Annotated in this window: 24 protein-coding genes and 1 pseudogene; 13 read left to right on the top strand and 12 right to left on the bottom strand. The window is 69.1% G+C overall.

Annotated elements, in window-relative coordinates; genetic code table 11:
• Position 1: 1 nt before the first annotated feature.
• Positions 2 to 631, bottom strand: a complete 630-nt coding sequence (locus tag OG735_RS39275) for a DUF4259 domain-containing protein (RefSeq protein ID WP_327327916.1) — start codon at positions 629 to 631, stop codon at positions 2 to 4.
• A gap of 390 nt (positions 632 to 1,021) precedes the next feature.
• Here OG735_RS39275 and OG735_RS39270 point away from each other — a divergent pair, with 390 nt between their 5' ends.
• The 4 genes from OG735_RS39270 (at position 1,022) to OG735_RS39255 (ending at position 7,611) form a co-directional block, all read left to right on the top strand.
• On the top strand, positions 1,022 to 2,566 hold the full coding sequence (locus tag OG735_RS39270; protein ID WP_327327915.1) for a glutamate synthase subunit beta: 1,545 nt from the start codon (positions 1,022 to 1,024) through the stop codon (positions 2,564 to 2,566).
• Between the two features lie 185 nt (positions 2,567 to 2,751).
• Positions 2,752 to 2,880: a hypothetical protein gene (locus tag OG735_RS39265; RefSeq protein ID WP_327327914.1), complete on the top strand. Its 129-nt coding sequence runs from the start codon at positions 2,752 to 2,754 to the stop codon at positions 2,878 to 2,880.
• Between the two features lie 40 nt (positions 2,881 to 2,920).
• Positions 2,921 to 6,130 carry a BTAD domain-containing putative transcriptional regulator gene (locus OG735_RS39260; RefSeq protein ID WP_327327913.1) on the top strand — a complete coding sequence of 1,070 codons (3,210 nt, stop codon included), beginning with the start codon at positions 2,921 to 2,923 and terminating at the stop codon, positions 6,128 to 6,130.
• Positions 6,131 to 6,198: 68 nt separating this feature from the next.
• Positions 6,199 to 7,611, top strand: coding sequence for an FAD-binding oxidoreductase (locus OG735_RS39255; protein WP_327327912.1), 1,413 nt, complete (start codon positions 6,199 to 6,201; stop codon positions 7,609 to 7,611).
• Positions 7,612 to 7,898: 287 nt separating this feature from the next.
• On the opposite strand, the gene OG735_RS39250 is transcribed toward OG735_RS39255, so the two are convergent.
• The 5 genes from OG735_RS39250 to OG735_RS39230 all read right to left on the bottom strand — a co-directional run bounded on the left by OG735_RS39250 (position 7,899) and on the right by OG735_RS39230 (position 11,618).
• On the bottom strand, positions 7,899 to 8,426 hold the full coding sequence (locus tag OG735_RS39250; RefSeq protein WP_327327911.1) for a GNAT family N-acetyltransferase: 528 nt from the start codon (positions 8,424 to 8,426) through the stop codon (positions 7,899 to 7,901).
• 182 nt (positions 8,427 to 8,608) lie between these two features.
• Positions 8,609 to 9,406, bottom strand: a complete 798-nt coding sequence (locus tag OG735_RS39245; protein ID WP_327327910.1) for a DUF5984 family protein — start codon at positions 9,404 to 9,406, stop codon at positions 8,609 to 8,611.
• Positions 9,407 to 9,506: 100 nt separating this feature from the next.
• Positions 9,507 to 10,340, bottom strand: coding sequence for a transporter substrate-binding domain-containing protein (locus OG735_RS39240; protein ID WP_327327909.1), 834 nt, complete (start codon positions 10,338 to 10,340; stop codon positions 9,507 to 9,509).
• An 88-nt stretch (positions 10,341 to 10,428) separates the two neighbouring features.
• On the bottom strand, positions 10,429 to 11,175 hold the full coding sequence (locus OG735_RS39235) for a hypothetical protein (RefSeq protein ID WP_327327908.1): 747 nt from the start codon (positions 11,173 to 11,175) through the stop codon (positions 10,429 to 10,431).
• Positions 11,172 to 11,618, bottom strand: a complete 447-nt coding sequence (locus OG735_RS39230; RefSeq protein ID WP_327327907.1) for a hypothetical protein — start codon at positions 11,616 to 11,618, stop codon at positions 11,172 to 11,174. The genes OG735_RS39235 and OG735_RS39230 overlap by 4 nt, the downstream gene beginning before the upstream one ends.
• Positions 11,619 to 11,973: 355 nt before the next feature.
• On the opposite strand from OG735_RS39230, the gene OG735_RS39225 reads away from it, so the two are divergent.
• On the top strand, positions 11,974 to 12,333 hold the full coding sequence (locus OG735_RS39225; protein WP_327327906.1) for a hypothetical protein: 360 nt from the start codon (positions 11,974 to 11,976) through the stop codon (positions 12,331 to 12,333).
• A 172-nt stretch (positions 12,334 to 12,505) separates the two neighbouring features.
• On the opposite strand, the gene OG735_RS39220 is transcribed toward OG735_RS39225, so the two are convergent.
• Positions 12,506 to 13,099 carry a hypothetical protein gene (locus OG735_RS39220; protein ID WP_327327905.1) on the bottom strand — a complete coding sequence of 198 codons (594 nt, stop codon included), beginning with the start codon at positions 13,097 to 13,099 and terminating at the stop codon, positions 12,506 to 12,508.
• Between the two features lie 68 nt (positions 13,100 to 13,167).
• The gene (locus OG735_RS39215) at positions 13,168 to 13,632 is read right to left on the bottom strand and encodes a MarR family winged helix-turn-helix transcriptional regulator (protein ID WP_327327904.1); all 465 of its coding nucleotides are present in this window, start codon (positions 13,630 to 13,632) and stop codon (positions 13,168 to 13,170) included.
• Positions 13,633 to 13,684: 52 nt separating this feature from the next.
• Here OG735_RS39215 and OG735_RS39210 point away from each other — a divergent pair, with 52 nt between their 5' ends.
• The 5 genes and pseudogenes from OG735_RS39210 (at position 13,685) to OG735_RS39195 (ending at position 17,623) form a co-directional block, all read left to right on the top strand.
• Positions 13,685 to 14,350: a TIGR03086 family metal-binding protein gene (locus OG735_RS39210; protein WP_327327903.1), complete on the top strand. Its 666-nt coding sequence runs from the start codon at positions 13,685 to 13,687 to the stop codon at positions 14,348 to 14,350.
• Positions 14,351 to 14,825: 475 nt separating this feature from the next.
• Positions 14,826 to 15,311, top strand: coding sequence for an ATP-binding protein (locus OG735_RS39205; protein WP_327327902.1), 486 nt, complete (start codon positions 14,826 to 14,828; stop codon positions 15,309 to 15,311).
• A 131-nt stretch (positions 15,312 to 15,442) separates the two neighbouring features.
• A pseudogene (locus OG735_RS42195) lies at positions 15,443 to 15,532 on the top strand (MerR family transcriptional regulator); the annotation flags it as partial.
• A 6-nt stretch (positions 15,533 to 15,538) separates the two neighbouring features.
• Positions 15,539 to 15,763 carry a hypothetical protein gene (locus OG735_RS42190; protein WP_442812566.1) on the top strand — a complete coding sequence of 75 codons (225 nt, stop codon included), beginning with the start codon at positions 15,539 to 15,541 and terminating at the stop codon, positions 15,761 to 15,763.
• Between the two features lie 357 nt (positions 15,764 to 16,120).
• Positions 16,121 to 17,623 (top strand): DUF6056 family protein, encoded by a 1,503-nt coding sequence (locus tag OG735_RS39195; protein WP_327327901.1) that lies wholly within the window; start codon positions 16,121 to 16,123, stop codon positions 17,621 to 17,623.
• A gap of 120 nt (positions 17,624 to 17,743) precedes the next feature.
• On the opposite strand, the gene OG735_RS39190 is transcribed toward OG735_RS39195, so the two are convergent.
• A complete protein-coding gene (locus OG735_RS39190) occupies positions 17,744 to 18,739 on the bottom strand; it encodes a glycosyltransferase family 2 protein (RefSeq protein ID WP_327327900.1) in 996 nt (331 codons plus the stop codon).
• 289 nt (positions 18,740 to 19,028) lie between these two features.
• Between OG735_RS39190 and OG735_RS39185 the strand changes: the two genes are divergently transcribed.
• From OG735_RS39185 to OG735_RS39175, 3 genes are all read left to right on the top strand, one after another.
• Complete coding sequence (locus OG735_RS39185; RefSeq protein ID WP_327327899.1) at positions 19,029 to 20,180, top strand: DUF1266 domain-containing protein; 1,152 nt, start codon at positions 19,029 to 19,031, stop codon at positions 20,178 to 20,180.
• The gene (locus OG735_RS39180; protein ID WP_327327898.1) at positions 20,177 to 21,319 is read left to right on the top strand and encodes a DUF1266 domain-containing protein; all 1,143 of its coding nucleotides are present in this window, start codon (positions 20,177 to 20,179) and stop codon (positions 21,317 to 21,319) included. The genes OG735_RS39185 and OG735_RS39180 overlap by 4 nt, the downstream gene beginning before the upstream one ends.
• Positions 21,320 to 21,911: 592 nt before the next feature.
• Positions 21,912 to 22,883, top strand: coding sequence for an LLM class F420-dependent oxidoreductase (locus OG735_RS39175; protein ID WP_327327897.1), 972 nt, complete (start codon positions 21,912 to 21,914; stop codon positions 22,881 to 22,883).
• A gap of 16 nt (positions 22,884 to 22,899) precedes the next feature.
• Here the strand turns inward: OG735_RS39175 and OG735_RS39170 are convergent, their stop codons facing one another.
• From OG735_RS39170 to OG735_RS39160, 3 genes are read right to left on the bottom strand one after another with little or no spacing between them, the layout of a single operon-like run.
• On the bottom strand, positions 22,900 to 25,005 hold the full coding sequence (locus OG735_RS39170) for a xanthine dehydrogenase family protein molybdopterin-binding subunit (protein WP_327327896.1): 2,106 nt from the start codon (positions 25,003 to 25,005) through the stop codon (positions 22,900 to 22,902).
• A 36-nt stretch (positions 25,006 to 25,041) separates the two neighbouring features.
• The gene (locus tag OG735_RS39165) at positions 25,042 to 26,028 is read right to left on the bottom strand and encodes an FAD binding domain-containing protein (protein ID WP_327327895.1); all 987 of its coding nucleotides are present in this window, start codon (positions 26,026 to 26,028) and stop codon (positions 25,042 to 25,044) included.
• Complete coding sequence (locus OG735_RS39160; protein ID WP_327327894.1) at positions 26,025 to 26,597, bottom strand: (2Fe-2S)-binding protein; 573 nt, start codon at positions 26,595 to 26,597, stop codon at positions 26,025 to 26,027. The genes OG735_RS39165 and OG735_RS39160 overlap by 4 nt, the downstream gene beginning before the upstream one ends.
• Positions 26,598 to 26,604: the final 7 nt, after the last annotated feature.

Below are 26,604 nucleotides of genomic sequence, written 5' to 3'. Positions count from 1 at the left end.
GCTAGCGTCGATCAAGCGTGCGTATCAATGGCCAACGGCAATAGGCTTCCTTACTTGTTTCCGGCTCCCCGTAGACATTTCGCCCACCGCGCGATGCTGAAGATCGTTGCCGTCGGTGGCGGTGCGTCCGGGGCGACAGCCCGGCCAGGGCGGACCGCGGCCATCGTTGTGTGCGCAGCCCCGGCGTACTGCCGTCTGCCCGCACCGGAGTTTGTACGCACCAACTGCGTAGGAGACCGGAGCAAGCTGTCGCTGCCGCCGCCCTCTGGATCTCGAAAAGCGCCTCCTCTTGTGGCCGGGCCGGAGGGGCGAGGGCGTCGCGGAGGCGGGTGATCAACTGACGCCATTCTTTCCGGCTGTTCACGGCTTCGTAGTACAGCTCGGCGAGTTCGGACGGTTCCGCGACTACCTGGTCCAGGGCGTCGACAGCCAACATCCGGAGGTCGATGGGGAATTCCGGCATTGCGTCGGAGGGGCCGTAGTACGGGCAGGTCGGCTCGCCACCGGGGCATCGTGCGACGATCAGGGCAGCCGCGGCCACGGCGCGCATGGCGTCGGAGGCGTCCAGGGAGTCCGCGGTGTTGGCGGCGCGTTTGAGCGCGCTCCGGACCAGGTTCTCGCGTTCTTCCATGACGGCCTCGTCCAAGGCGATGGCGCGGCGTCGTCATTGTCGAAGGGACCGATGTCCCAGGTGCCTATGGTCATCTCCTCCAGGAGTCCGCGGTGCCGGCGAGGTCAGGAGCGGCAAGCGATTCTTCCGCGAGTTCGCCCGCAGGCGGAGTGCACCTCGCCGGTGCTGTGTGCTGCGGCCATCGAGGCGCCGGAGAGTGGGGCGGCCGCGGCCCTGTGATCGCGGCGCCTGACCCTGCCCTCGAACTCGGGTGTCGTCGAAGGACACGTCCATCGGATCAAGCTGCTCAAGGGCCAGATGCTTGAACCCACCGACCGAAAAAGCAGCACAAAGCAGGCGTACGCTGGTCAGAACGCCGTATGCACCGCGAGTGAACGCTGGAGGCGGCGCATGACCGACCCTCACGGCTTCCTCAAGATCCCCCGTCGGCCCGTCCCGCCGCGCCCCATCGAGGAACGGCTGAGCGACTGGAACGAGGTCTACGCGGGCCAGGCGCTGCTGCCGCTCGTGTCCGAGCAGGCCGGGCGCTGCATGGACTGCGGCCTGCCGTTCTGCCACAGCGGCTGCCCGCTGGGGAATCTCATCCCCGAGTGGAACGCGTACGCGACGCAGGGCGACTGGCGAGCCGCGGCCGAGCGGCTGCACGCGACGAACAACTTCCCCGAGTTCACCGGGCGCCTGTGCCCGGCGCCGTGTGAGGACGCCTGCGTGCTGGCCATCAATGCCGATCCGGTGACGATCAAGAACGTCGAGCAGGCCATCGCCGACCAGATCTGGGAGCGCGGCTACGCGCCACCGCAGCCGCCCGAGCGGCTCAGCGGCAAGACCGTCGCCGTCATCGGGTCAGGACCCGCGGGACTGGCAGCGGCCCAGCAGCTGACCCGGGCGGGCCACACGGTCGCGGTGTACGAGCGCGCGGACCGAGTCGGCGGACTGCTGCGCTACGGCATCCCCGCGTTCAAGCTGGAGAAACGGCACCTGGACCGCCGCATCGAGCAGATGCGGGCGGAGGGCACCAAGTTCCGCACGGAAGTGGACGTCGGCAGCGATCTCGACGCCACCGAGCTCAGGAGGCGTCACGACGCGATCGTCGTCGCCGTCGGAGCCATGGAGCGCAAGGAGCTCCCCGTCCCCGGCCGCGAGCTGCACGGCATCCATCAGGCCATGGACTATCTGACCCTCGCCGACCGGGTCAGGGAAGGCGACTACGCCTCGCCCCCCATCACCGCCGAGGGCAAGCATGTGGTGATAGTCGGTGGCGGGGACACCGGCTCGGACTGTCTGGGCACCGCACTCCGCCAGGGCGCCGCCTCCGTGGTGCAGCTGGACATCAACCCGGAGCCCGGCGATACCCGGCCGGACACCCACCCCTGGCCCACGTATCCGAAGGTCTACCGGATCTCCCATGCCCACGAAGAGGCCCGGGGGCGGGAGGGCACGGATCCGAGGGTCTTCTCCTCCGCCACCCTCCGCTTCGAAGGGGGCCCGGCCGGCCACGTGCACACGCTGCGCCTGACGGAAGTGGAACCCGAGGCCAGAAGGCCGCTGTCGGACACCGAGCGGGTGATCCCGGCGGAACTGGTCCTGCTCGCCCTTGGCTTCTCCGGTCCCGAACGGGACACCGGCCTGATGAAGCAGCTCGGGCTCACGCTGGACGAGCGCGGAAACTTCGCGCGGGACGCCGCCTTCGCGGCCGAGACGCCCGAGACGCCCGAGACGGCGGAGACGGCGGAGACGGCGGAGCAGGCCGTGCGGACCGTCCGCACCAAGACGGACGGGATCTTCGTCGCGGGCGACGCGGGACGCGGCCAGTCTCTTGTGGTGTGGGCCATCGCGGAGGGACGTGCCGCCGCGGCGGCCACGGACCGGTATCTGACCGGCTCCACCGTGCTCCCGGCCCCCATCACTGCAAAGGACCGGCCCCTGGCGGCGTGATGCCCCGGGCCTGCCGCTGCCCCCGCGGGCGCGGCCCGAACCTGCCGCGCATCCTCCCCCTCGGCTGTAAAGTGACCGGTGTAACTCCTGTGCGACCCTGGCTGTCGAACCCGCTGGTGAGCGCAGGGAAATGGCCATCTGGGTCGTGACGGTGATGCGCATGGTCACGTGGAACCAGTCCCGCAGTGCTCGGCCTCGACGGTGCCGCCGTGCAGCTGGCGGTGGGCCTGGTCCGGATCTGTGCCAGGGCCCAGGGTCGGTGGCCCTGGGAGCAGCTACTGAAGGATCTCGTCACCGACCGTACCGACCGCTGATGGACCCACCCGCCCTCGGTAGCCGGCCATAGGGGCGGACGTGGCCGACGAGGTGCGCATCGGTCTGCTCGGTGGCTTGGACGTGGTGGTCGGAGACCGCCACGTCGCCGCCGGGGCGTGGCGGCTGCGCAAGGCCAGGAGCGTACTGAAACTGCTGGCCTTGACACCAGGCCACAGGCTGCACCGGGACCGGTTGTACGACCTGCTGTGGCCCGACCTGGATCCGGAAGCCGCGTCCAACAACCTGCACCAGGTGTTGCATGCCGTCCGGCGTGCGTTGGCGACGGCCGGGACACCCGGCGATGTCGTCGTCCTTCGGGACGACATGGTCGTACTCGGCCCGGACGGCGGCGTCCGAGTCGACGTCGACGAGCTGGAGGAGGCGACACGACGGGCATCGGCCGACGGCAGATCGGCGGATTACCGCGCCGCGCTTGCCCTGGCCGAGCATGAACTGTTGCCCGAGGACACCTTCGAGCCATGGACGCAGGAGGTGCGCAGTGCCATGGGCGTGCGGCGCACCGGGCTGAGACTGGCTCTCGCCGAGACGCTCGAGCAGGACGGCCGCGCCGACGAGGCGGTCGAGGTGCTGCAGTCTCTGATCGCCGACGATGAACTGAACGAGCCAGGCCACCGGGCACTCATGCGGGTCCTTGCAGCTGCGGGGCGACGACGGGAGTCGCTGGCGGTGTACGAGCAGCTGCGCGACGCGCTCCGTGGTGACGCCGGATCCGACCCGGACCCGCAGACCCGCGAGTTCTACCGCACACTGCTGGTCGGCTCGGTCGAGGAGCCGGCCGGTCGCGGTCCCGTTCATCGTCACAACCTGCCGGCGCAGATGACCAGCTTCATCGGCCGGGAACGCGAGATCGTCGAAGTGGCGGAACTGCTCGCACGAAGCCGGCTGCTGACCCTGACCGGCCCTGGCGGTTGCGGCAAGACCCGACTCGCCGTGGCCGTCGCAGCCCACCACCTCGAGGCTGTCCGCGATGGTGTGTGGTTCGTCGACCTCGCCGCGCTCACAGACCCCAGGTTCGTTCCGGACGCGGTCGCCGCGGTGCTCGACATCCAGCTCTCACCGAGCAACAGGACGCAAGCGGCGCTGGTCACGCAGCTCGCCGGGCGGGAGCTGCTGCTCGTGCTCGACAACTGTGAGCACCTGGTCGAGTCTTGCGCCGCCCTGGTCGCGGATGTTCTGTCCCAGTGTCGGGGGGTCGCTGTGCTGGCCACCAGCCGCGAGCCGCTGCAGGCCTACGGCGAACGCACATGGAGGGTGCCCTCACTCGGGTTGCCGGACGTGCGCCGACTGCCACCGCCGGCCGAGCTCGGCCGTGTCTCATCCGTGCGGCTGTTCGTGGAGCGGGCCACGGAGGCCGTCCCGCGTTTCCAACTGGACGCGGACAATGCGGCCGCCATCGCACAGATCTGCTTCCGTCTCGACGGGATGCCCCTGGCCTTGGAACTCGCGGCCGCGCGGGTAAGCATGCTGACACCGCGACAGATCGCCGAGCGGCTCGACGACGCGCTCAGCCTCCTCGGGCAGGGCAGCAGGCATACGGTGACTCGGCAGCAGACGCTGCTCGCCACACTGCAGTGGAGTCACCAGCTGCTCGACCCCGAGGAGCGACTGCTCTTTCGTCGGCTCGCGGTATTCGCCGGCGGCTTCTCCCTGGCCGCGGTGGAGGAGGTGTGCACCAAGGACATCGACCCCGCATCCGTGCTGGATCTGCTCGGCAGGCTCGTCGACAAGTCGCTCGTCCTGGTGGAACGCCACGGCGACCAGGCGCAGTATCGACTGCTGGAAGCGATCCGGCAGTACGCACGGGAGCGGCTGCGCGAGACCGGGGAACTGGCGGAGACCGAGAGCCGGCATCGCGGCTTCTATCTCGCACTCGCCGAGTCGCATGACCCTGAGCTGACGACCCGGATCTCCGGCGAGACGTCGCTCCAGCTCGAAGTCGACCACGACAACCTCCGCGCCGCTCTGAGATCGGCCCTTGAGAGTGACCCGGACACCGCGCTACGGCTGGCGGTCGCATTGCGGCTGTTCTGGGCGGAGCGAGGCTACTTCGCCGAGGGGCGGCGCTGGCTGGACGACGCCCTCGCCGCCGCGCGGGCGCCGACCCCGCTACGGGCGCGGGCGCTCACCGGTCAGGGCGTGCTCGCGGTACGGCTCGGTGACGGCTCCCGGCTTGCGTCGATCGGCGCGGAGATCGTGGCGATCCACCGGGCGCAAGGGGACCCGGCGGCACTGGCGTACGCCTGCTACCAGCAGGCGGTCCTGTTGTGGATGCGCGGCACCTGGGACGAGGCACGGACGGCACTCGACGAGGCATGCGCGCTCGCCGGCGGCGAGCCGTCGGTTCTCGCGGCCGCCGCGCACCAGCGGGGAATCTGGGCCGTCTGCCGGGGTGACGGGAGGGCGGCCCGCGAAGCCTTCACCGAGAGTCTGCGTCTGCTCGCCGGCCTCGCCAACGGGACCCGGCCGTTCTTCCCCGTCATGACACCCGGGTACATGGCGGAGGAGGACGCCGAGGGCAGGATGTCGGTGTTCTTCGAGGAGACCGTGATGGTCGGGCGGCTGGTGGGCGCGGCACAGGCTCGCGGGTACGCGTTGTCCAATCTCGCGTGGGCCACCCGGCTGGACGGCGGTGCGCAGGAGGCCAGAACAGCGGCCGAACAGAGCGTGGACTGCTTCCGCATGCTCGGCGCCCCCCCCGGGGAGTCGCTGGCCCTCAACACCCTCGGAAACATCTGCCGCACCCATCGGGAGTACGACGCAGCGCGGCAGTACCTCGACGCCAGCCTCCGGATCAGACGCAGGCTCGGCGACCGCCGCGAGGTCGGGATCACGCTGGGCAGCGTCGGCCTGCTGGCCATGGCCGTCGGCGACGTCGACGGCGCGCGGGCGGCGATCGGCCTGGCCCTCGCCGGCTTCGAGGAGACCGACGACATCCCGGGGACGACGAACAGCCTGCTCCACCTCGGGCTCGTCGCCCGGGCCGCGGGCGACGCCGCCGCGGCGCGGGATCTGCTCACCCGCGCCCTGGACCTGGAACACGTGGCCGGTTCGACGTGCGCCGCCGGGTGGGTGGCGGCCATGCTGTCCCGGCTGGCGGAGGAAGCGGGCGACCATACCGGCGCGGACGCTTTCACCGCCCGTGCGCTGGGCCTCTTCACGCGGGTGGGCGACATGAGGGGCCTGGCTCACCTGCGCCGCGCCGGGACATGGGCGCAAAGCCGACGCTAACCCGGTGCTAAGCGGCACCTCCTACGGTCCTTGATGTCGGAGCGAAGACCACACCAAGGAGGCCGACGATGTCGATCGAGACAGCAAGGGGTGTCCTGGGGGACGCCACCATCGGTGAGCTGGAAGCGGCTCTGCGCGGGACGGTAGTACGGCCGGGCGACGCGTCGTACGACGAGGCCCGTTCGATTTGGAACGCCGCGCACGATCGGCGGCCGGCCCTGATAGTGCGCTGCGCCGGGACCGCCGATGTGATCCGGGCGGTCGAGTTCGCGCGCAGCCAGGACCTGCCTGTCGCGGTGCGGGGCGGCGCACACAGCATCGCCGGGTTCTCGACCTGTGACGACGGGATCGTCATCGACCTGTCCGCCATGAAGGGAGCGCGCGTCGATCCCGTAGGACGCCGGGTCGTCGCACAGCCCGGGCTGACATGGGGCGAATTCGACCACGAGACCCAGGCGTTCGGCCTTGCCATGACCGGCGGCCTGGTCTCGACGACCGGTATCTCCGGCTTCACCCTGGGTGGCGGGGTGGGCTGGCTCGTCCGCCGCCACGGCCTGGCCTCCGACAATCTGGTGGCAGCCGATGTCGTCACCGCCGACGGCCGGCTCGTGCACGCCAGTGCGGAGGAGAACCCCGACCTGTTCTGGGCGCTCCGGGGCGGCGGCGGCAACTTCGGTGTGGCCACATCGCTCGAGTACCGGCTGCACCCGGTCGGCCCGCAGGTCCTCGCAGGCCTGATCTTCTACCCCCTCGCCGAGGCACGCCAAGTGGTCACCCGGTGGCGCGACCTGACCGCCGAGATGCCCGACGAGCTGACGACACTGGTCAACCTGACCACAGCGCCCCCGCTGCCGTTCCTGCCGGAGGCGGTGCACGGCACCCGGGTCGTGGTCGTCGCCGGCATGTACGCCGGCGCCATCGAGGCCGGTGAGGCAGCGGTCCGTCCGTTGCGCAGGCTCGGTACCCCGATCGCCGACCTCATGGGCCCCATGCCCTACGTCGGCATGCAGTCGCTGCTGGACCCGCTGTGGACGCCTGGCGCGTACAACTACTTCACCTCGGCATTCATCGAGCCATCCAACACGGCGATCGATGCGCTGATGCGCCTGCACCTCACCACGCCGACGCCCTCCAGCGAACTGCACCTGCACCATCTCGGTGGCGCGTACGGTCGCATCCCCGCTGACGCGACCGCGTTCAGCCAACGTGACGCAGGCGTCCTGTGCAACGTGATCGCGCGCTCCGACGAGCCGGCAGGCTTCGACGGGCACGCCGCGTGGGCACGCGCGGCACGGGAGGAGATCGCGTGCCACGGCGACGGTGCCATGTACGTCAACTTCACCGGTGACGGGGCAGAGGACAAGGTGCGCGCCTCGTATCCGGGCGCGGTGCACGACCGGCTCGTGCAGGTGAAGGATGAGTACGACCCCACGAACCTGTTCCGGCTCAATCAGAACATCCGCCCGTCCTCAGCGAGGTGACCTGGTGCACTGCGGACCGCGTGGGCGGTACCGGGGCCACCGTGTCGGTTCCTCCTGCCCGACAGTCGGCGCGGGCCGGCCCGTGCGGCCACCGGTTGCGGTGCGAGCGTGGTGCCGTCGGCCCTTGCGATGCCGCCGCAGCGCGGCACCGCAAGGGGCCAACTTTTGGGCTGGTGGTCGCAGTCCGCTCGCATACAGGACGGACGCCGTGCGCGTGACCCGCGAGCTGATTCCTGGATCCCGTGCTGCAAGCACCTGGACCTACGCCCCAGTGCTCCCGTGTCCTCTCAGGTGTACCTCGCGATGGGGATGTGGATATCGAGGACGGCACCGCTGGCGCGGGCTGGTGGCGCGTCCAGACTCTCCAGGACGTGGAGCATCGGCGTGTTGCCCGCGGCGACAGTCGCGGTCAGGGTGTGGTGACCGGCCCGGCGGGCCACGTCGGCCGCGTGTGCGGCCAATGCGGTGCCGAGCCCCTTGGACTGCCATTCGTCCTCGATCAGCACGGCGAGTTCGCCGACACCTTGCTGATCGGTGCGCATGACGTTGGTCATGGCGATGATGCGGTCCGTGCGCTGGGCGGTGGTGGTGACCAAGGTGGTGCCGCGCTCCGGGTCGGACAGCAGCCGCCATCCGGCCGGAGACATCTCAGGTTTACCCGCGTGGTAACGCAAGGCTCGGCTACCCGGCGAGCAACGGCGGTGCAGGGCCTGGATGGGCCCGAGGTCGGCGGGGGTCACCTCCCGGGTCCGGGTGGTGGTGCCGTCGGTCAGCGTGATCGGGTGTGCGGGGCCTCGAGGGCCGGCGTCGGGCATGCGGCGCTCTCCTCACATAGCGAACGTGATTGGTGTGCCGCGGAGCCCCTCCTGGGGGGTGTGTCCGCCTTGGCACAGGAGCAGTCTTTTTCCACTCCCCAGCCGATTCAAGGGGTGTTCACGCCATATCGATTACGCTTCGCGCACTGCTTGTCACTCATCGGAGTGACATTTATGTGCTCTCAGTCCTCCTCCGCCGCCCTCGGGGCAAGGAGCATGCGCGCACCGACCCGTACGACGTCCCAGTCAGTGCCCGGGTCACGGTCCCGCGCACGCTGCAGCCAGGTCGCCCGGTCCCTGTGCTGACGGCGCAACTGCTCCGTGTCCAGTTGGACACCGTGCGGAGGGCCTGCCTCCTCCAGCTCGCTGATGCGCTGGTCCATCGCGGCGAACAGCGCCAGGTCGAGTTCGGTCACCGCGGCGAGGAACTCGCTCGTCGGCATGGTCACCCGACCCGTCTGCGGGCCGGCGAACTCGATCACGCCTTCAGGGTCCGCCCGGTGCTCCCAAGCGACGGTCACGGCGTCGTCCTCGCCGGCGATGGTGCGCCAGCAGCGTACGTGCGGGGCGATGCGGAGGTAGCTGGTGTACAGGTAGCCCGCGCTGTGCCAGGTCAACGCCGCCTCAGCCTCCGGCGTGTCCAGCCAGGCCCAGTCCGGCGAGATGTCAGCCGCGACGTCCACCAAATCCTGTGGCACCGGTTCCATCGCCTCCGACACGAGCGCGATCACGTCTTCCCAGAGTCGGACGACGTAGTAGTCCACATAAGGGTTGGGTGGCTCGGCATCCCTGTCGTCCCGAAGTTCGTGGACAGTGCGCTCGGAGTAACGCAGCACTTCATGGCCGCCCAGGTCGACGCAGTACCAGCCCTCGGTCAGCGCGAACCAGTGGAGTTCGGGATGCTCCCCGCCCCACGGCCTGACCATCTCCAGCGGAGTCAGTCCGAAGCGGAAGCGAATCGCGGGCGCGGTATGGATCACCTGTTCAGTGTCCCTGCTCGCTCACCCGAGGTAACTCGACAGCATCAGCAAGGGTGCGCCAAGGGCGTGTCCGAGGGCGGATTGGGACGGTCGAGCCCCCTCAAGGACTCGGCTTGTCGCGGCAGGAGCGGGCGTCGATCGAGGGGCCGCTCGGCTTGTGGGTGCTGATCCAGCCGGGGTCCGCAATGGGCAACCCGGGCAGCGACGTCACGATGTCCCCGATCCACTCGCTGGTGCCCACGAACCTCTTCAGCCAGGTGGCCAGTCTCCGGCAGTCTGCACGATGCCCCTTGGGCAGCCCGATTCCGTAGAGCTGAGGCGCGCCGATGGTGAGCCCGGGAAGCACGCGCAGGTTGTCCGCGGCGTGCTGCTGGGCAAATCCGTAAAGAATCGCCTGGTCGGTCGAGACAGCTGCGACCTGACCGCCCACCAGAGCCTCGATGCAGTCGGAGGCGTCGTCGAGGACCTGCACGACCACGCCCATCCCCTTGAGGTTGGTCAGCGCCTCCTGCGACGTGGTGCCGTCCCAGGTGCAGACCCGCTTGCCTCGCAGGTCCTCAAGTGCCGTGATGTCCCAGCCGTTCGAGCCCACGAGAAATCCCTGGCGAGTCTTGAAATAGGGACCGACGAAATCAACCTTGCGCATCCGTTCCGGCGTGATGGAGAACGAGGCGATCACCATGTCCGCCGTGCCGTCCTCCAGTTGAGCGATTCGGTCCCCCGACGAAACGTCGACCGGCTGGCTGAACGGGACCCCCAATTCCTCCTTCACGCGCTCGAAGAGCAGATAGTCCATGCCCGAACGGTCATAGTTCTCGGAATAGGAGATCCCCGGCAGATCGTTGTGCGTGGCAACGGTGACCCTCTCGGCACCGAGGAAGTGTGGCTCCCCCGACGACGGGCCGCAGGCCGTAAGGGCCGCGGTGACCGCCACGGCAAGGGCGGCCGCGACGCAGGCCGACGGCCGTCGTGGCGGATGGCCGGCCGGCCGTGGGCACGGTGTACGAGACATGGTCTCCCCCTCAGTCGTGGAACGCCGCACCGGCGACGGAAACAGCTAGCAGGCAGCCCTCTTCGGCGGACAGGATGACCTGGACGCGAACCTCGGTGCGTGAGCCGCCGAGTGGGAGGTCGACGGGCGTCCCCGCGCGCACCCCCTCGACCCGGCCTGTCTTGCTCCCCCCGATGAGTTGCAGCGTGAGTTCACTCTCGGGCGTGCAGGACTGCTGCAGCGGATCGGAGTCCTCGACCGCCAGCGTCAGGCGCAGCCAGGAGCGTTGCGCGGAGCCGTCGACGACGATCTGCGCGGCGGACGTGTGCGTCATCGGACCCGAGGGGGAAAGGTGCGTGCGTCCGGTGACGTCGATCTCGCCGTGCTCGGCGAGATGATCCATTCCCACGAGCCCCAGGACCGCGAGAAGCAGGGCGAAGCCTTGCACAAGCGCACGCGGTACGGGCGAGCGGCTGTTGCCCACCACGCCCACGACCCGGCAGAAGGACAGCACCACGGCCGTACCGATGGCGGCGTACACCCAGGAGAACTGACGAGCCGGACCGGCCGGCCCCGCGATCAGCGCTGTGGCGCACAGTGCCAGTACCAGAAAGAAGGGTGGCCAGTTCCAGCCGCTCCAGCGCTTGGCTCTGCCGGAGAACTCGCTGACATCACCTGTGAAGAGGGTGAGGACCACCCTGCCGACCTTGCCGATCGTCAGCGATCCAGAGCCTGTTGAGTTCACGTGATAGGTGTCGGTGGAGCGGTGGGGAGTCACCAAGCGGCTCCGCCGTCGGGACGACGGCCGAAGTGGAAGTCAGCCTGCGTGATCCGGCCGATGGCCGGTGAGTTTTCACCGTGGGACGTCACCGTGATGGTGTCACCGGGCCGGTTCGACTCCATGGCTCGTCGTACGTGAGAGAGCAGGGCTTCGCCCGTCAGCGAACCCTCCACCAGCCACCGACCGATCGCCGTCTCCAGTACCAGCCGGTCGCCTGCAGTCAGGTTGGCGACGGCTTCGACGGCAGCTGCTTCCTCCGGGCTCCCCGCCGAGGCGTCGGCCTGCCTGCACAGCAGTCCGCCGAGAAGTGCGCGGCCGCGCTCCACGGCACTGTCCGCGAGTCGGTTCTGTACCGACTGGGCCAGCGTGCCGGCGAAGGTGGCCGCTGCTGCGGTCACGAACGGGGTAACGGCGGCTGCAGCTGCCAGCAGATCAGACATGGCTTTCCCATCCTCGGCAGCACTCGCACAGGCCGCACGCGTATGCCTCACGCAGCGCGTTCTGCCCTCGTTCAGCTGGCTTTCAAGGCTACGGAAAGCGAATGTGCCGCATGCAGGATGGACTGTTCTGACCGTATCTCTCCGATGCTGTCTGCTGCGAGTCCGAGTGTGTGCTGATGCGGTCGGAACGCGTCACGTGAGGAGCGGTGGGCGCGGCTCGACAGCTTGGCCGTGCCGGTCTGGTCCGCACCCTTCGTGACTGGGCTCTGCCCGGCCGAGTGTGAGTACGTCAGCGCGGACGGGCTGAGTACGTCGGCCGATTCCCACCAGCGCCGCTGCTGGTCGAATGAGAACCATGACTCCTCACGCAGCGCGCCACCCCCGCATGCAGCACGTCACCAACACCGGCTCTGCGCTGGCCGTTGTCCTGCTGCCACTGGCGGCCGGCATGCTGCTGGCCAAGGCGTTGGGCTCGGACCCGCTGACATCGGTCAACGCGATGATCGCCCAGAGCGGGCAGCGAGCACGCGTGTCACCGTCGCAGTGGCGCGGATGCGGCAGATATGCACTGCGCGGGCGGGAGGCTGCCGCGCGCGGGGCCGCTCTGCGCACACGCGCGGCTGCCGCCTGCCGCTCGGTGACCCGCACGGAGATGAGTACCGCTGCCACGAGCGCGGGCGCGGAGGAGAACCTGCCCCCTGTCCAGGGCGTTTAGGTTTCGCACTTCTCCTCGGCATTGTCGGTGGCTCAGAGGGAGAACCATGCACATCGGAGTCATTTGGTGTCAGCCACCCCCGACAGGTCGGGCCTGTTCTCGTGCAACGTCCCGAAGGAGTTGAGCCGGAACCCGACGAAACACACACAGCCCCAGGCGCCGATGGCGCGTATCAGAACTTGCCCATGTGCTCCTCAGTGCGGTGCCCCAACTGCTCACGGAACTCCGCGAAAAAGCTGTCGGTGAGCGGCGGCCACCCCCAGAAGTCGAAGGCGAGCGCCCCGAGGGCGAAGCCGGTCGGCCACTCCCACTCGGTGACCGGGACGGACACACCGCAGGAGGAACAGACGGCCCTCCCCTCCCCCGTTTCCCGCCATGCGTCGATGCCGTCCTGGAAAGGCTGCCAGGCCTCCTCGTCCGCCTCCCACTCCTCCGGATAGTTGATGATCACGGTCTTCGTCCGGCAGCGTGGGCACGTGGCGGACTCCGGCTCGCTTTCCCCCTGCCCCCCGATGTGGTCATCCCGCCCGACGATGACGGCCACCGGGCCCGGTATCCAGTCCGAACCCCAATCTTCCGCAGTCCGCTTCCAGTTGGGGCCCGGCACGTACCCCTCGTCCACGTTCAGGCTGTACATCGCGTCACTGGACATCTCGCGCGTGAGTAGGCCTTCGGCAACCATCCAGTCGACCATCCGCTCCGCGAGCACCCGGGCCTCCTCGGCCGTCACCTCGACATCGACGATCCGCTCGAAGAAGTCACCCATCGTCCTTCAGTCCCCCTTGATCAGTCGGCGGAACCCACGATGCCATCCCCCTCCGACAATGGACCGCGTCACTGGCGAGGAAGCTCGGAAAGGGCCTGCAGCCCCTTCAGGAAGCCGGCGCGGTCGGCGGCCGGCAGCTGGGCGAGCAGTTGCTCCTCGCCTTGCTGGATCGCAGCCTGTACCGCATCCCGCAGCCGTTGGCCCGAGGCGGTGAGTGACAGCAGACGTACCCGTCGGTCCTTAGGATCCGGCTGACGGCGGATCAGCTCCCGTGCCTCCAGGTCGTCGAGGACGGCGATGATGCGGGTCTTGTCCGCCCGGATGGCCTCGGCCAGCGCCGCTTGAGTGCGGATCGGTGACTCGTCGAGGTGCAGCAGTACCGAGTATGCCCACATCGTCAGACCGTGCGCGTCGAGGATCGGCTGCTCGGCTGCCATGAGCGCACGGCCCAGGGGCACGATCATCGCCGCCAGATCGGGACGGTTCGGCCGCCCCCCGGATGTGGTGCCACTGTCGGCTGCATTCTCGGCCATGGTCAAGAAAATACCCGTTGACGATTCATACGCTCACGCAGATCGTAAGCACATGCATATGAACCAAGCGGATGTGCCCGCATCGCACGCGGACTTCGCACGCCTCCGGCGCCTCAATGCCCAGGCAGTCAGGGACAGCGTGAACCTGATTCGCCGAATGACCCCCGGCGATCTCCTCAGGCCAACCCCCTGCTCGGCGTGGACACTGACCGATCTGCTCGCCCATATGACGGCTCAGCACCACGGATTCGCGGCAGCAGCGCTTGGGCGCGGGCAGGACCTGTCGCACTGGTCGGTCCGGCCGCTCGGCAAGGATCCCGTCACGCAATACGGCGACGCGGCCGAGAAGGTCATCGCCGCGTTCACGACCCTGGAGAGCCCCGACCGCGAGTTCACCCTCCCGGAATTCACCCAAGCTCGGACCTTCCCCGCCGCCCGCGCGATTGGCTTCCACCTCATCGACTACGTGGTGCACAGCTGGGACGTCGCCAGCGCCCTTGGTATCGCGTACACACCCGGCTCCGAACTCCTGCAGGCCGCCCTGCCGATAGCCCGCGCCGTCCCGGACGGCGACTCCCGGCTCGCGCCAGGCAGTGCCTTCCGACCGGCGCTCGCCGCGGGCGACGGCGCGGGCACACTGGAGAAGATCCTGGCGGCTCTCGGCCGCTCGCCGGACTGGCACCCCCCTCTTCCGCGACAACCACGCCGTCCCGGTTAGCGCCCGGCCCTCCGCCTGGAATGCCCGGCGGAGGCGAGGCTCGGGGGGCTGCCTGACTGCGGCGGGAGCGGCACTGGCCCCCAGCCGACCGTGAGGTGGCGCGGCGTTTCAGGCCGGCGGCGACGCCGCCTCCGTCGTGCGAGGCGCGGGCTGCCGAGTGGAACACATATGCGTCGAACTGACCCTTGTTTCGAAGGCGAATCGCAATTAGGGTTCGACAATGTCGAACAACGGTCGGGGTGCTATGGAGCCGATCGTGTGCAGCGGTCGACGCAGTGTGGCGCGCCGCTGGTCAGAGCACGCCCGAGGGCGCGGTTGAACAGCCGCAGGAAACCCTGCCCAGCAAATCCACCGGGAAATCGCCATGCGAACCACCGTCCTGAATCCGTCCACGGCGCGGTGCGGCACCATCGCACACCGTGTCGCGGCCTCTCGTCGCGGGCCGGGCAACGCCGTTTCCGTTTACACCTTCACCGTGCCAGCGGTACCCGCCGAGGTCTCCGTCGCCCGAAAGAGGGCGACCTGCATCCTGCGGGACTGGGGGCTGCACGAGGACGGGCTGAACACGGCCGCGCTAGTGATCTCCGAGCTGGTCGGCAATGCCGCACGGCACGCCGTCCCACATTCGGCCAGAACCACGGTGATGCTCACCAGAACCGGGACGACGCTGGCGCTGGCTGTGCACGACGAACACCCCTTCCTGCCACAGGCCCTGCCCGCGGCCGATCCCGGACAGGAATGCGGACGGGGCCTGATGATCGTCGACAGCCTCGCCCGCGAGGCAGGCGGCGCATTGCAGGTACGCCGGGTGCCCGCGCGCGGCAAGGAAGTCCGGGCGCTCTTCCCCGCCGCCGACTCCACGGACACCGCGGACCTCGCGGCATGTCTGGCCGACGCATGCCCGGTGATGCACTTTCAACGACGAAGCCCAGGTGACCGCAGGGCTGTGCATCACGGCTGACCCGTCCGGCACCGGCTGTCGGCGGTCAGGTGGGCCGCCTGCCGGGGCCCTTCTGTGCGAGCACGCGCCGACCTGGACGACTACGCGCATCGGTGAACCAGCCGCCGCAACGGGCGTGAGCGTGCGGGGCGCTGCGGTACTACGAGGAGCAGAACCTGCTCACCGCAGAACGCAGTCCCAGCGGTCAGCGGCACTGTCCGGACAGCGCCGCCGACCGGGTCCACCTGATGCAGCAGTTGTACGCCGCGCGCCTGCCGAGCAGGACGATCGTGGACCTGCTGCCTTGCATCGAGACCGACGAAGTGACACTGGAGCTGTTCGACCGGCTCTTGGCCGAGCGCGACCGCATCGACAAGCGGATCAGTGATCCGGTGAACACCCGGGACATGCTCGACACGGCCATCACCATGGCCACCGATGCCAGGAAACCGGGCCGCCCCTGCCCCCGCTGAGCGGAAGCGAAGACCGCACCCTCTGCAATTGCTCCAACCACTGATTACGGGGTCGCCGCGACGAAGCGACGAAGCGTTACGGAACACCGGCCGCCACTACCACGGCCACCCCTGGACGACGGGTCTCTGGCTTCGGCGTAATCGGTCGGCGTACCGGCGCCCACGGGGACCAGGGCCTGCCGTGCCGGAGTACGTCACAGCGGGTCGGCTGACGCCCCTACGCCGCCTGTCAGGCGGCCGCCAGATGGGCGGCACGGGCAGCGACTCGTCGATCTTGCCGCGCCGAATATGGAACGGCACACCCAGGATTCACCTCTAGGGTGACGCACCATTACTTTCCCGAAAGGCAGTGTTGATATGGCCGTCGACGCATCGAGCGTCGCACGAGAGCGGGGCCAGGAGTCCGGTGATGAGCGACGGAACGGCGGGCAGGACAACTCGTCGTCATGGCGGACTGCCTGGCCTCTGGCTCTGTCGCTGCTGCCGCTCGGTCTGCTCGTCATGGCGTCGTGGATCGGCCGGCACGTGCGCCCGAGCGCGGACGAGTGGTGCTTCCTGCCGAGCGTGCGTGACCACGGCATCTCCGGGCTGATCGGGAAGTTCTACTTCACCGACAACGGACGGGTCGGCAATGGCCTGCTGGTCGGGCTGTACGCGCAGTTCCCCGTCGCCGGGCACCAGTGGTTCGGGCTGATCAGCGGCGTGCTCATGCTGGCGCTGCTGTGGGCTCTGACCGTTCAGCTCCTGCGCAGGGCCGATCTGGAGGTGCCGCGCGGTCTCCCGCTGCTCCTGACGGCCGTGATCACCGCGGTGTTCCTCTTCGCGACCCCCAATACGTACAAGACGTTCTACTGGCCCGCGGCCTCCGTCTCGCACACAGTCGCACCGGTGCTCGCCTGCGCTGTCGCCATCCCGCTGCTGCGCGCAGGTGGCCGCCGCAGCCGTATTGCCGCCCTGGCCATCGTGTTCACGGCAGGCGTCTTCATGGGCACGCTCTCCGAAGAGGCGTCGGTCGTCGCCCTGGTGGTGCTGTCATGTGTGGTGCTGTTCGCGCACCGCGTCTTCGCCGTGCGGGTAAAGGCCTTCGCACGCCGCTGGTCGCTGCTCGGGATGGCCGGCATCGCCATCGGCACGGTCGTGCTGGTGACCTCTCCTGGGTCGCGCAATCGCCGCGAGCACTACGGTGCCGACCGTGCCTCCATGTTCGCCCCCGAGTCGCTGCTGGGCTCCCTGCGGGGATATGGGCAGATCCTCGAGACGATCCTCACCACCTGGCAGTACGCCGGAGCTGTCGCGGCCGGCGTACTGCTCGGTCTGCTGGCACGCGGCCAGGCTCGGCGGCCCGCCGTCCTGCTCCCCTGCCGCCCGCTGCTGCTCACCACTCTCGGCGCGGCCGCTTTCCTGGTCTCCGGCTACCTGTGCACCGTCATCACCTACCCCGTCTTCGGAGCAGACGTGGTGACGACAGAACGCACTTGGAACGACTACCTCCTGCTCTACGTCATGCTGCTGGTCGGCGTCGGTGCCTTCATCGGGCGCTCACTTCGGCTGCGTGGGCGCCGTACGGGGGTGGCGACCGCGGCGGCCGCGGCGGTTTGCGCCGCGGCCGTGCTGGGACTGGTCGGCCCGCTGAACGGACTCGGGGACTCGATGGAGGTACGGGCCGAGAAGTGGGACCGTCAGGACCGGAATCTGCGCGAGCAGGCGGCGGACGGCGCCAAGGTTGCGCCGTACACGCCCGTTTCGGTCGCCAGGATGCTGGAGCCCTTCAGCAACCAGGGCCGCAGGATCTGGCCGGCACAGTGTGTCGCCGACTACTACCACCTGGACAAGGTCACTTACGGTCGCACCCACGATTGATCGTGGGGTGGCTGTACCGCGCGGCTCCGCAAGGGCGAGCTTTGGTTCCCGGCGGCCTACGCGGCCCTTGAAGCCATCGGGCCCGGCATGGCCACGGAGGACAGCCGGAAGGCCCCGAACTCAATTGCGGGTGACACCGCTACTCGACAATGCGTCGCTGAGCTCGGATGCGGAGGCGGCCGCCGTGTGGGAGACGTTTGTCTCCCGGACCACATAGTGCGGCCGCCGCTTCGCCTCGTGATAGATACGTCCCACGTACTCGCCGATGACACCGAGCGTGGCGAGCTGGATGCCGCTGAGTGCGACGATGGCAGTGATCAGGGTGGCGTAACCGGGCGTGTCCACCCCGTCGAGCAAGACGTTCGCGATGATCCACAGCGCATAGCCGAGGGCGGACAGGAAGAGCCAGAGTCCGGTGTGTATCGCCATGCGCAGTGGGCGGCTGTTGAAGGAGAGCAGCCCGTCGATGCCGTAGTTGAGCAGGCGCCGCCCGCCCCACTTGGACTGCCCGGCCGCCCGCTCCACATTCTGGTAGGTGAAGCTGACGGTGTCGAAGCCGATCCAGGAGAAGAGCCCCTTGGAGAATCGGTTGCTCTCCGGAAGGGAGAGGACGGCGTCGACAGCACGGCGCGACAGCAGCCGGAAGTCGCCTGCCCCGTCGACGACTTCGACCTCCATGAAGCGGCGCACCAGACCGTAGTACGCGCGGCTGAGCGTCCTGCGAACCGCGCCTTCTCCGACACGGTCGCGCCGGGCGACGACTTGGTCGAAGCCGTGCCGATGCAGCTCCAGCATGCGGGGCACCAGCTCCGGAGGGTGCTGCAGATCGGCATCCATGAGGACGACCACTTCGCCGTCGGCCATCCTCAGCCCGGCGAGCATCGCCGACTCCTTGCCGAAGTTGCGGCTGAAGGAGGTGTAGCGCACGCGGGAGTCCGCTGCCGCAAGGTCCCGGAGGTGAATACGGGTGTGATCGCTGCTGCCGTCGTCGACGTAACAGATCTCGAAGGCGGTACCGGTCGACTCGAGAGCGGCGACCAGCGCCGTATGAAAAGCGTCGATCACTTCACTCTCGTTGAAGCAGGGTACGACGACCGAAGTATGAACCGTTGTCATCTCTCTCCATGGTGCTGAGGTGCGGGCCGGCTGCGTAACTCTGCGAGTCGTCGCGTATGGAGGATGGTCGGCGGGCCGTAGAGGTTGCCTCCCGGACTCACAGTGGGCACCGAAGTCATGGTGAAACAGCGGGATGACTCGCTGGACTTCGTTGGGGAGCTTGCCCAAGCCGTCACGTCTGGGCCCAGGTTTCCCCTTGAGCGGGTTGCGCGGAAAAGCAGGAGCCGGACGCATACGTGCAGTGACCCCCTGACCCGGCACCGTGGGGGCAGTTCATAAGATCGAGCCTGTGACAACGAGGACAACGGGGTGGGTCCCGCCGACGGAGACCGAGCAACTGCTGTACCAAGCAAGGGCGGCAGGCGCCGTCGAGGCGGAACTGGGTGCGCTCGCCCGCGCGACGCTCTTCCTGCCGGTCGGCCGGCTCTACGCGGACACCCCCGGCTCCACCGTCCCGTTCGTTCCGGCCAAGGACCTCCTGACCGGCAAGTGGAGCATCTCGGTCCACACGGCAGGCATGCTGCCGCCCTGGCATCCGGAGTGGGTGCACTGGTCCACCACTCTCGCGGAGCTCGCCCGGATCTGGCCGAACGACAAATGGCGGCTCTCGGTCAACACGGGTACGCCGTGTGCCGTCAGCATCGAGGCCAAGCGGTCCCACCGTCAGGCATGGCTGAAGGCGACCACCGACGGCGGCCCACCCCGCGGGCTGCTGGTCACGCACGCGGGCGGCCCGCTGGAGGGCGCCTTGGCCCACGGTCTGGCCTGCGGTGCGCATCTGTCGGTGCACAACAGCATCGCGTGGAACGAACTCGGCACGACGTACTTCGACTACCGCAAGGACGTCGGCACGCTGCGCAACACGTGGAAGGTGACGAACCGCGGCCAGTATCTCCGCACGCTCGCCGCCCTGTACGGGGCCCAGCTCTCCGGCTGGGAGGAGGCCATCGCCCTGAGCGCGCGTGCCGGGCTGGCCGAACGCCTGGGCAGGACGCCCTCCGGGGGAGAGTGGCTGGATGCCGTAATCCGGTCCGCGGTCCTGCGCAGGGCCGACGAGGAGACCGTCGAGGAGGTCCGGCGGACCGCGGGGCGGATCGCCCGCTACGAGGAGCAGTTCCGCGCCGACGGGGTACTCGGCGCAGATGAAAGCGTCGACTCACTGAACGCCTTCGACTACGGGCGGATCATCACCTTCGTACGGATGGGCCTCGGAGCCCGCCTGACCGATCCGGGGGAAGCGGAAGAGGCCGTCCTCAAGGCCGGCCGGCTGAGCCGGGAGACCTATGCCTCGTGGGACGCGTTCTCCGCCGCGTACTCGCTCGCTCGTGTACTCGCCTTCGACAACGAGGAGTTCGGGCAGACCTACCAGGAGTCGGTGGTCCAGCACCGCATTCTGACCCAGGCCCCCAAGACTCCCTACCGGATCCTGCCGTGGTCATGAACTGGACACCACCGACACAGGTCGAGCGTCTGCTGTACGAGGCCGGGCTGCGCGGCGACGTGGATGCGCAGCTGAAGGTGCTGGCGGCGGAGGAGCTGTACATCGGGCAGCACCGGGCCGAAGTCGACGCCGAGCCGGGCATCGTCCGCTGGCGGCCGGTCGCACACCCGGTGACCGGGTCACGCTGCAAGCTCCTGCTCACCCGAGGCATGCTGCCGCCCTGGCACCCGGACTGGATCTTCCATGAGGTGGATCTGGACTGGATCGCGGACTTTCAATGGCCCGATCCCACGGTGTGGCTCGCCGTCAACCCGGGAACGCCCGCCGCCGTGAGTCTGCCGGCCTCGCCGCAGGACCGCGCCCTGTGGCGCCGCTACCACGCGGAGAACGACCGCACGACGCAGAACCGGCTGAATGCCCTGCACACCGGACCGCTGTTCGGGCCGCTCGCCTTCGGGCTCGCCTGCGGGGCGCACCTCGCCGTGGCCAACGGCGTGCCCTGGAACGAGGCCGGCACGGTCTATCTCGACTACTGCTCCCAGCGGCGCATGCTGCTCGAATCCTGGGCGATCAGCGACAACGCGAGCTGGCACAAGCAGATGACGGCCCTGCTGGACTACTCCAACAGCCCGCCAGAGCCCGAGTTCGCGCTACGTGTGCGCGAGCACCTGCGCAGGGGAAGGGGCGAGCTCCCGCCCGCGGATCTGTGGCGCGAGACCGCTGCCGGAACGCTGCACGACCAGGGCGCGCCGCAGTCTGTCGTCACGGAGATGGAGGAGCTGGTGCGCCGCATCTTGCGGTACGAGGCCAGATTCCGGGCCGACGGACTGCTGCCCGATGACGGCAGGGTCGCCACGGCCGCCGCGTACGACTACGGACGGGCGCCCTCCGTGGCCCGCTGGGGGCTGGCCGCCCGGTTCTGCACACCCCACGAGGCGGAGCAGGCCATCGTGCACGCGGGCGCGCTCGCCAAGGCGGCGTACGGGTCGTGGCAGGACTTCTGCGCCGGGTATGTGCTGGGCAGGGTGCTGCGCTTCGACGACGAGGAGTACGGCCCCTACTACGAGGACGCGCTGTCGTCCCACCGGATCCTGATGGACGACGAGGGCAGCCCCTGGCGGAACATCCGCTGGAACTGACCACCCCGCTCGGCTCGTGCCATGCGGGCACAGCCACCGGTCGGCAGGCGTGCTCGCACATCACGACAGGGTGCTCCCCTGTTGAGCCGTCACGTCCGTATCCACGTACGCAGCGGCCCGAGGGCGGGTGCGACGCCAGGAGGTGCGAACGCATGCGAGGTGCCAGCAAGAGCCAGTCGGAGTAGACGGCTGCCCTGAACGAAGGACAGCGCGCGCGGACGGCCCGTCGGCGTGCCGGAAGTGTCAAAGGCTCTGTGGGAGGAAGTCGGCCAAGCGAAGGGGCCGGACGAAGCGCCGGCGGACAGAACGGATTCCTGGAGGCACCATGCTCGACCGCACCGTGCCACTCATGCCGCGGGGCTCAGGGATGCGTCCGGCCGATGACGAGGCTCGCGAGACGGCCCCGCTCCTCGGGCGGACACGCATGGAAGCTGCGGCCGATCGCCGGGTGCTGCAGGCGGTGGCCCCTCCCACCGCGAGATCGACGGCGCGCTGCTCGACGCCGGCCACGAAATCTCCGAAGCCGAACACGAAGAGACGCCGCACACCGAGTAGCCGGTGACCACTCCAACGAACACGGGATTCACTGACCATGGTGCAAATCGGATACACGATGATGACCGAGCAGGCAGGCCCCCGCGAGCTGGTGGAGCATGTCGTCCAGGCCGAAGACGCGGGATTCGACTTCTCGGTGACGTCGGACCACTACTTTCCCTGGCTGCGCTCGCAGGGCCACTCCCCGTATGCGTGGAGTGTCCTCGGGGCGGCCGCTCAAGCGACCTCGCGCATCCCGCTCACGACGTACGTGACGTGCCCGACGTTCCGCTACCACCCGGCAGTGGTGGCGCAGAAGGCAGCGACCATGCAGCTGCTGTCCGACGGCAGGTTCCGTATGGGCCTGGGATCCGGGGAGAACCTCAACGAGCATGTCGTGGGCGGCGGTTGGCCGTCGGTGGATGTGCGGCATGAGATGTTCGAGGAAGCGGTCGGTATCATCCGCGCGCTGTTCGAGGGAGGCCATGTCACCCACCACGGCGCCCACTTCGATGTGGACTCGGCCCGGCTGTGGGATCTGCCGGATCACCTTCCGCCCATCGGGATCGCCGTGTCGGGGGAGCGTTCCTGTTCCCTCGCCGGCCGCCTTGCCGACTTCGTCGTCGCCACGGAACCGAAAGTGGACCTGCTGACCTCGTTCGACCGGCACGGCGGAGAGGGCAAGCCCCGCGTCGGCCAGCTGCCGGTCTGCTACGACACCGACCGGGACGCGGCGGTGCGGCGGGCCCATGACCAGTTCCGCTGGTTCGGAGGCGGCTGGAAGGTCAACGCGGAACTACCACATCCGGATTCCTTCGCATCGGCGACCCGGTTCGTACGCCCCGAGGACGTCGCCGACTCCATTCCGTGCGGGGACGACGTCGAAGACTTCGTAGAAGCCGTACGTCCGTTCGTCGACGCGGGCTTCACGGACGTGGCGCTGGTACAGATCGGTGGCGAGACCCAGCCCGAATTCCTCGACTGGTCGGCGAAGACGCTGCTGCCCGCCCTCGGCGAGGCCTTCGGGTAAGTTCAGCCAGAGGCCGTCAGTACATCTGAATCCCGGCCAGTACCCGGTCGGGCGTCAGTGGGAGTTCGCGAAAGCGGGCGCCGGTGGCATGGTGGACGGCGTTGGTAATGGCCGCGGCCGTGCCGACGATGCCGATTTCGCCGATCCCCTTGCTTCCCATCGGATTGAGATGGGTGTCCCGCTCATCGAGCCAGTGCGCCTCGATGACCGGCACGTCCGCGTGCGTGGGCACGTGATAAGCGGCCAGGTCGCTTTCGGCGAAGTCACCGAACGCGGCATCCATGGTGCTGCCCTCGGTGAGGGCCATGCCCAGCCCCATCGTCATACCGCCCACGAACTGGGACCGCGCGGTACGCGGGTTGAGGATGCGGCCGGCCGCGTACATGCCGAGAAGGCGGCGAACGCGTACCTCACCGCTGTCCGTGTCCACCTGCACCTCGGCGAAGTGGGCTCCGAACGCGTGTCGGGAGAAGGGCGACGCACGGTCCACGTCGGCAGCGGTGTCGGCCCGGGCGGTGATGCCCTCGGCGGGCGCCGGTCCGGGCCGCTCGGCGAGGCGTTCAGCCAGCGCGGTGCACGCCTTGTGGACGGCCCACCCCCACGAAGCGGTCCCGGACGACCCGCCGGCGAGCGATGCGGACGGCAGATCACTGCTGCCGATCTCCGTGCGTACGGACTCCAGCGGGGCGCCCAGCGCATCAGCCGCGATCTGCGCGAGGACGGTACGGGCCCCTGTGCCGATGTCCGTCGCGTTGATCCGGACGACGTATGTGCCGTCGGCCCGCGCATGGGCCGTGGCCTTGGAAGGTCCCACGAGAACGGGGTAGGTGGCCGCCGCGACGCCGGTGCCGGTCAGGAGCGGGCCGGTGCGCCGGATTGCGGGCCGCGGGTCACGCTCCGCCCAGCCGAAGCGGCGGGCCCCTTCCCTGAGGCATTCGACGAGATGCCGGCTGCTGAAGGGCCGGCCGCTGTCCGGTTCCCTGCCGGGTTCGTTCCGGATACGCAGCTCCACCGGGTCGAGGTGCAGGCTCTCGGCCAGTTCGTCCATGGCCGATTCCAGCGCGTGCATGCCCGGGGCCTCGCCGGGTGCCCGCATCCACGACGGGGTCGGGACGTCGAGCGCCACAACGCGGTGGCTGGTGCGGCTGTGCGGCGACGCGTACATGACGCGCCCGGGCACCGCCGCCTGTTCGACGAACTCCTTGATCTGTGAGGTATGCGTGGTGACCTCGTGGATGAGGGAATTCAGGATGCCGCCGTCCCCCGCACCGAGCCGTACGCGGTGCAGCGTGGGAGGGCGGTGGCCGACGACCGCCGGCATCTGCCGCCGCGGCAGGGCAATCTTCACTGGTCGGCCGATGTGCCGCGCAGCCAGAGCGGCGAGCACCACGTGCGGCCGAGGGGTGCCCTTGGAACCGAATCCGCCGCCCACGTGGTCGGACACGACGGTCACGTCACCTTCGGGCAGTGCGAACAGAACGGCCAGGGCTTCGCGGACCTTGGTCGACCCCTGGCTGGAATCGTGCACGGTCAGCCGCCCGTCCTGCCACTCCGCGGTGGCGGCGTGCGGTTCCATCGGATGGTTGTGCAGTGGCGGGATCACGTAGGTGGCATCCACGCGCACGGGCGAGTCCGCGAACGCGGCGTCGGCGTCACCGCGCTCGCGAACCGCGGGATGGCCGCCGTTGGCCTCTTCCGGTGTATAGGCGCGGGGGTGGTCGGCCCTGAGGATGACGTCGTGCGGCTGCGGCGCGTCGTAGGCGACTTCGACCAGGCGGGCACCTTCGCGGGCTTCTTCCAAGGAGTTCGCGAGGACGAGAGCGACGTACCAACCCCGGTGCGGCACGTGGGCGTTCTGGAGCACGGCGAGCGTAGGGTCGTCCGGCTCGGCGAGCCGCGGGGCCGATGCGTGGGTGAGGATGGCGATCACGCCCGGGAGGGCCAGCGCGGCGGAGTCGTCGATAGCGACAACCTCTCCCCGGGCGATGGTGGCAGGCACTGGCCATGCGTACGCGCAGCCGGCAGGGGCGTGTTCGAAGGCGTAGCGGGCGACGCCGGTGACCTTGTCCCGGCCTTCCCTGCGCGCGGCGGGCGTGCCGAGCGCCGGAGGGGTGTGACCCATCGCGGGCTCCTTCTTGGGCTTGGGACGCGGTTCGGCTCAGGTCCGGTCGGCGAGCCGGGACAGCACGTCTGTCGCGAGGTTGCGCGCGAGGCCGACCTTGAAGGCGTTGTCGCGCAGGGGCTGCGCCGCGGCCAGTTCGGCATCGACGGCGCGGCTGATGTTCTCCGTCGTGGGCGGCACTCCAAGGAGGTGCGCCTCCGCCTCGCGTGCCCGCCACGGCACGTGGGCAAGGCCACCGAAGGCCAGCCCCACGTGGCGCACCAGGCCGTCCACCACCTCGAGGACAGCAGCCACCGAGGCGAGCGCGAAGGCGTACGAGGCCCGGTCCCGCGCCTTGCGATAGGCCGAGGGAAGGCCTGCGGGGTCGGCGGGGAGCAGCACACCGGTGATGAGTTCGCTCGGCTCGATCACCGTGTCCCGGTCCGGCCGGTCGACGGGCAGTCGGTAGAACTCTGTGACAGGCACAGCTCGTTCGCCGCCCCTCCCCTGGAGCGTGACCGTGGCGGCGAGGGCGGCGAGGGCGACCGCCATGTCGGACGGGTGGGTGGCGATGCAGTGCGGTGAGTGCCCCAGTACGGCGTGGTCGCGGTGCACTCCGTCGCGTGCCCCGCACCCGCTGCCGGGCACCCGCTTGTTGCAAGGCTTGCCCAGATCCTGGAAGTACCCGCACCGAGTGCGCTGCAGGAGGTTTCCGCCGGTCGTGGCGGCGTTGCGCAGTTGGCCGGATGCACCGGCCAGGAGCGCCTGGGACAGGAGGGGGTAGCGGGCGCGTATCGCGGGATGGGCCGCCAGGTCGCTGTTACGGACGGTCGCGCCGATCCGCAGACCACCGTCCGGCAATTCGTCGACCGTGCCGAGCGGGAGCCGGGCGATGTCGACGAGCATGTGGGGGGTCTCCACACCGAGCTTCATCAGGTCGACGAGATTCGTGCCACCGCCGAGGTAGTACGCGCCGGGCCGCCCTCCGTGCGCGGCGACCGCTTCCGTGACGGTCGTGGCCCTGACATAGGCGACAGGTTTCATCGGACGACATCCCCGACGGCGTCGACGATGTTCGGATACGCGCCGCAGCGGCACAGATTGCCATTGAGTCGTTCCCGGATCTCCGCCGCTGTCAGCGTCACAGGACCGTCCGTGGGATGTGCCGGGTCCGTGGCGCACGAAGGGTGACCCGCGGCCGCTTCGTCGATGGCACCCAGCGCCGAGCAGATCTGACCAGGGGTGCAGTAGCCGCACTGGAACGCGTCCCGGTCGAGGAATGCCTGCTGCAAGGGGTGCAGGCGGTCACTGGCAGTCTCGGCCAGCCCTTCCACCGTCACCACGTCAGTGCCGTCCTGCGCGACTGCCAGGAGTAGACAGCTGTTGACGCGCCTGCCGTCGACCAGGACGGTGCACGCGCCGCACTGGCCGTGATCGCAGCCTTTCTTCGCGCCGGTGAGTGAGAGGCGTTCGCGGAGCACGTCCAGGAGCGATTCGCGGTTGTCGACCGTGACGGCTTGGGAGATTCCGTTCACCCGCACGGTGATGCAGGACTGGGTGTCGAGTATTCCAGTCGTGCCCGCGTCGTGCGGACTGCTGTGGGGATCCGCCATGGCCCTT

The organism is Streptomyces sp. NBC_01210, assembly GCF_036010325.1.
GTDB lineage: Bacteria > Actinomycetota > Actinomycetes > Streptomycetales > Streptomycetaceae > Streptomyces.
This window is presented reverse-complemented; position numbering and strand designations above follow the sequence as displayed.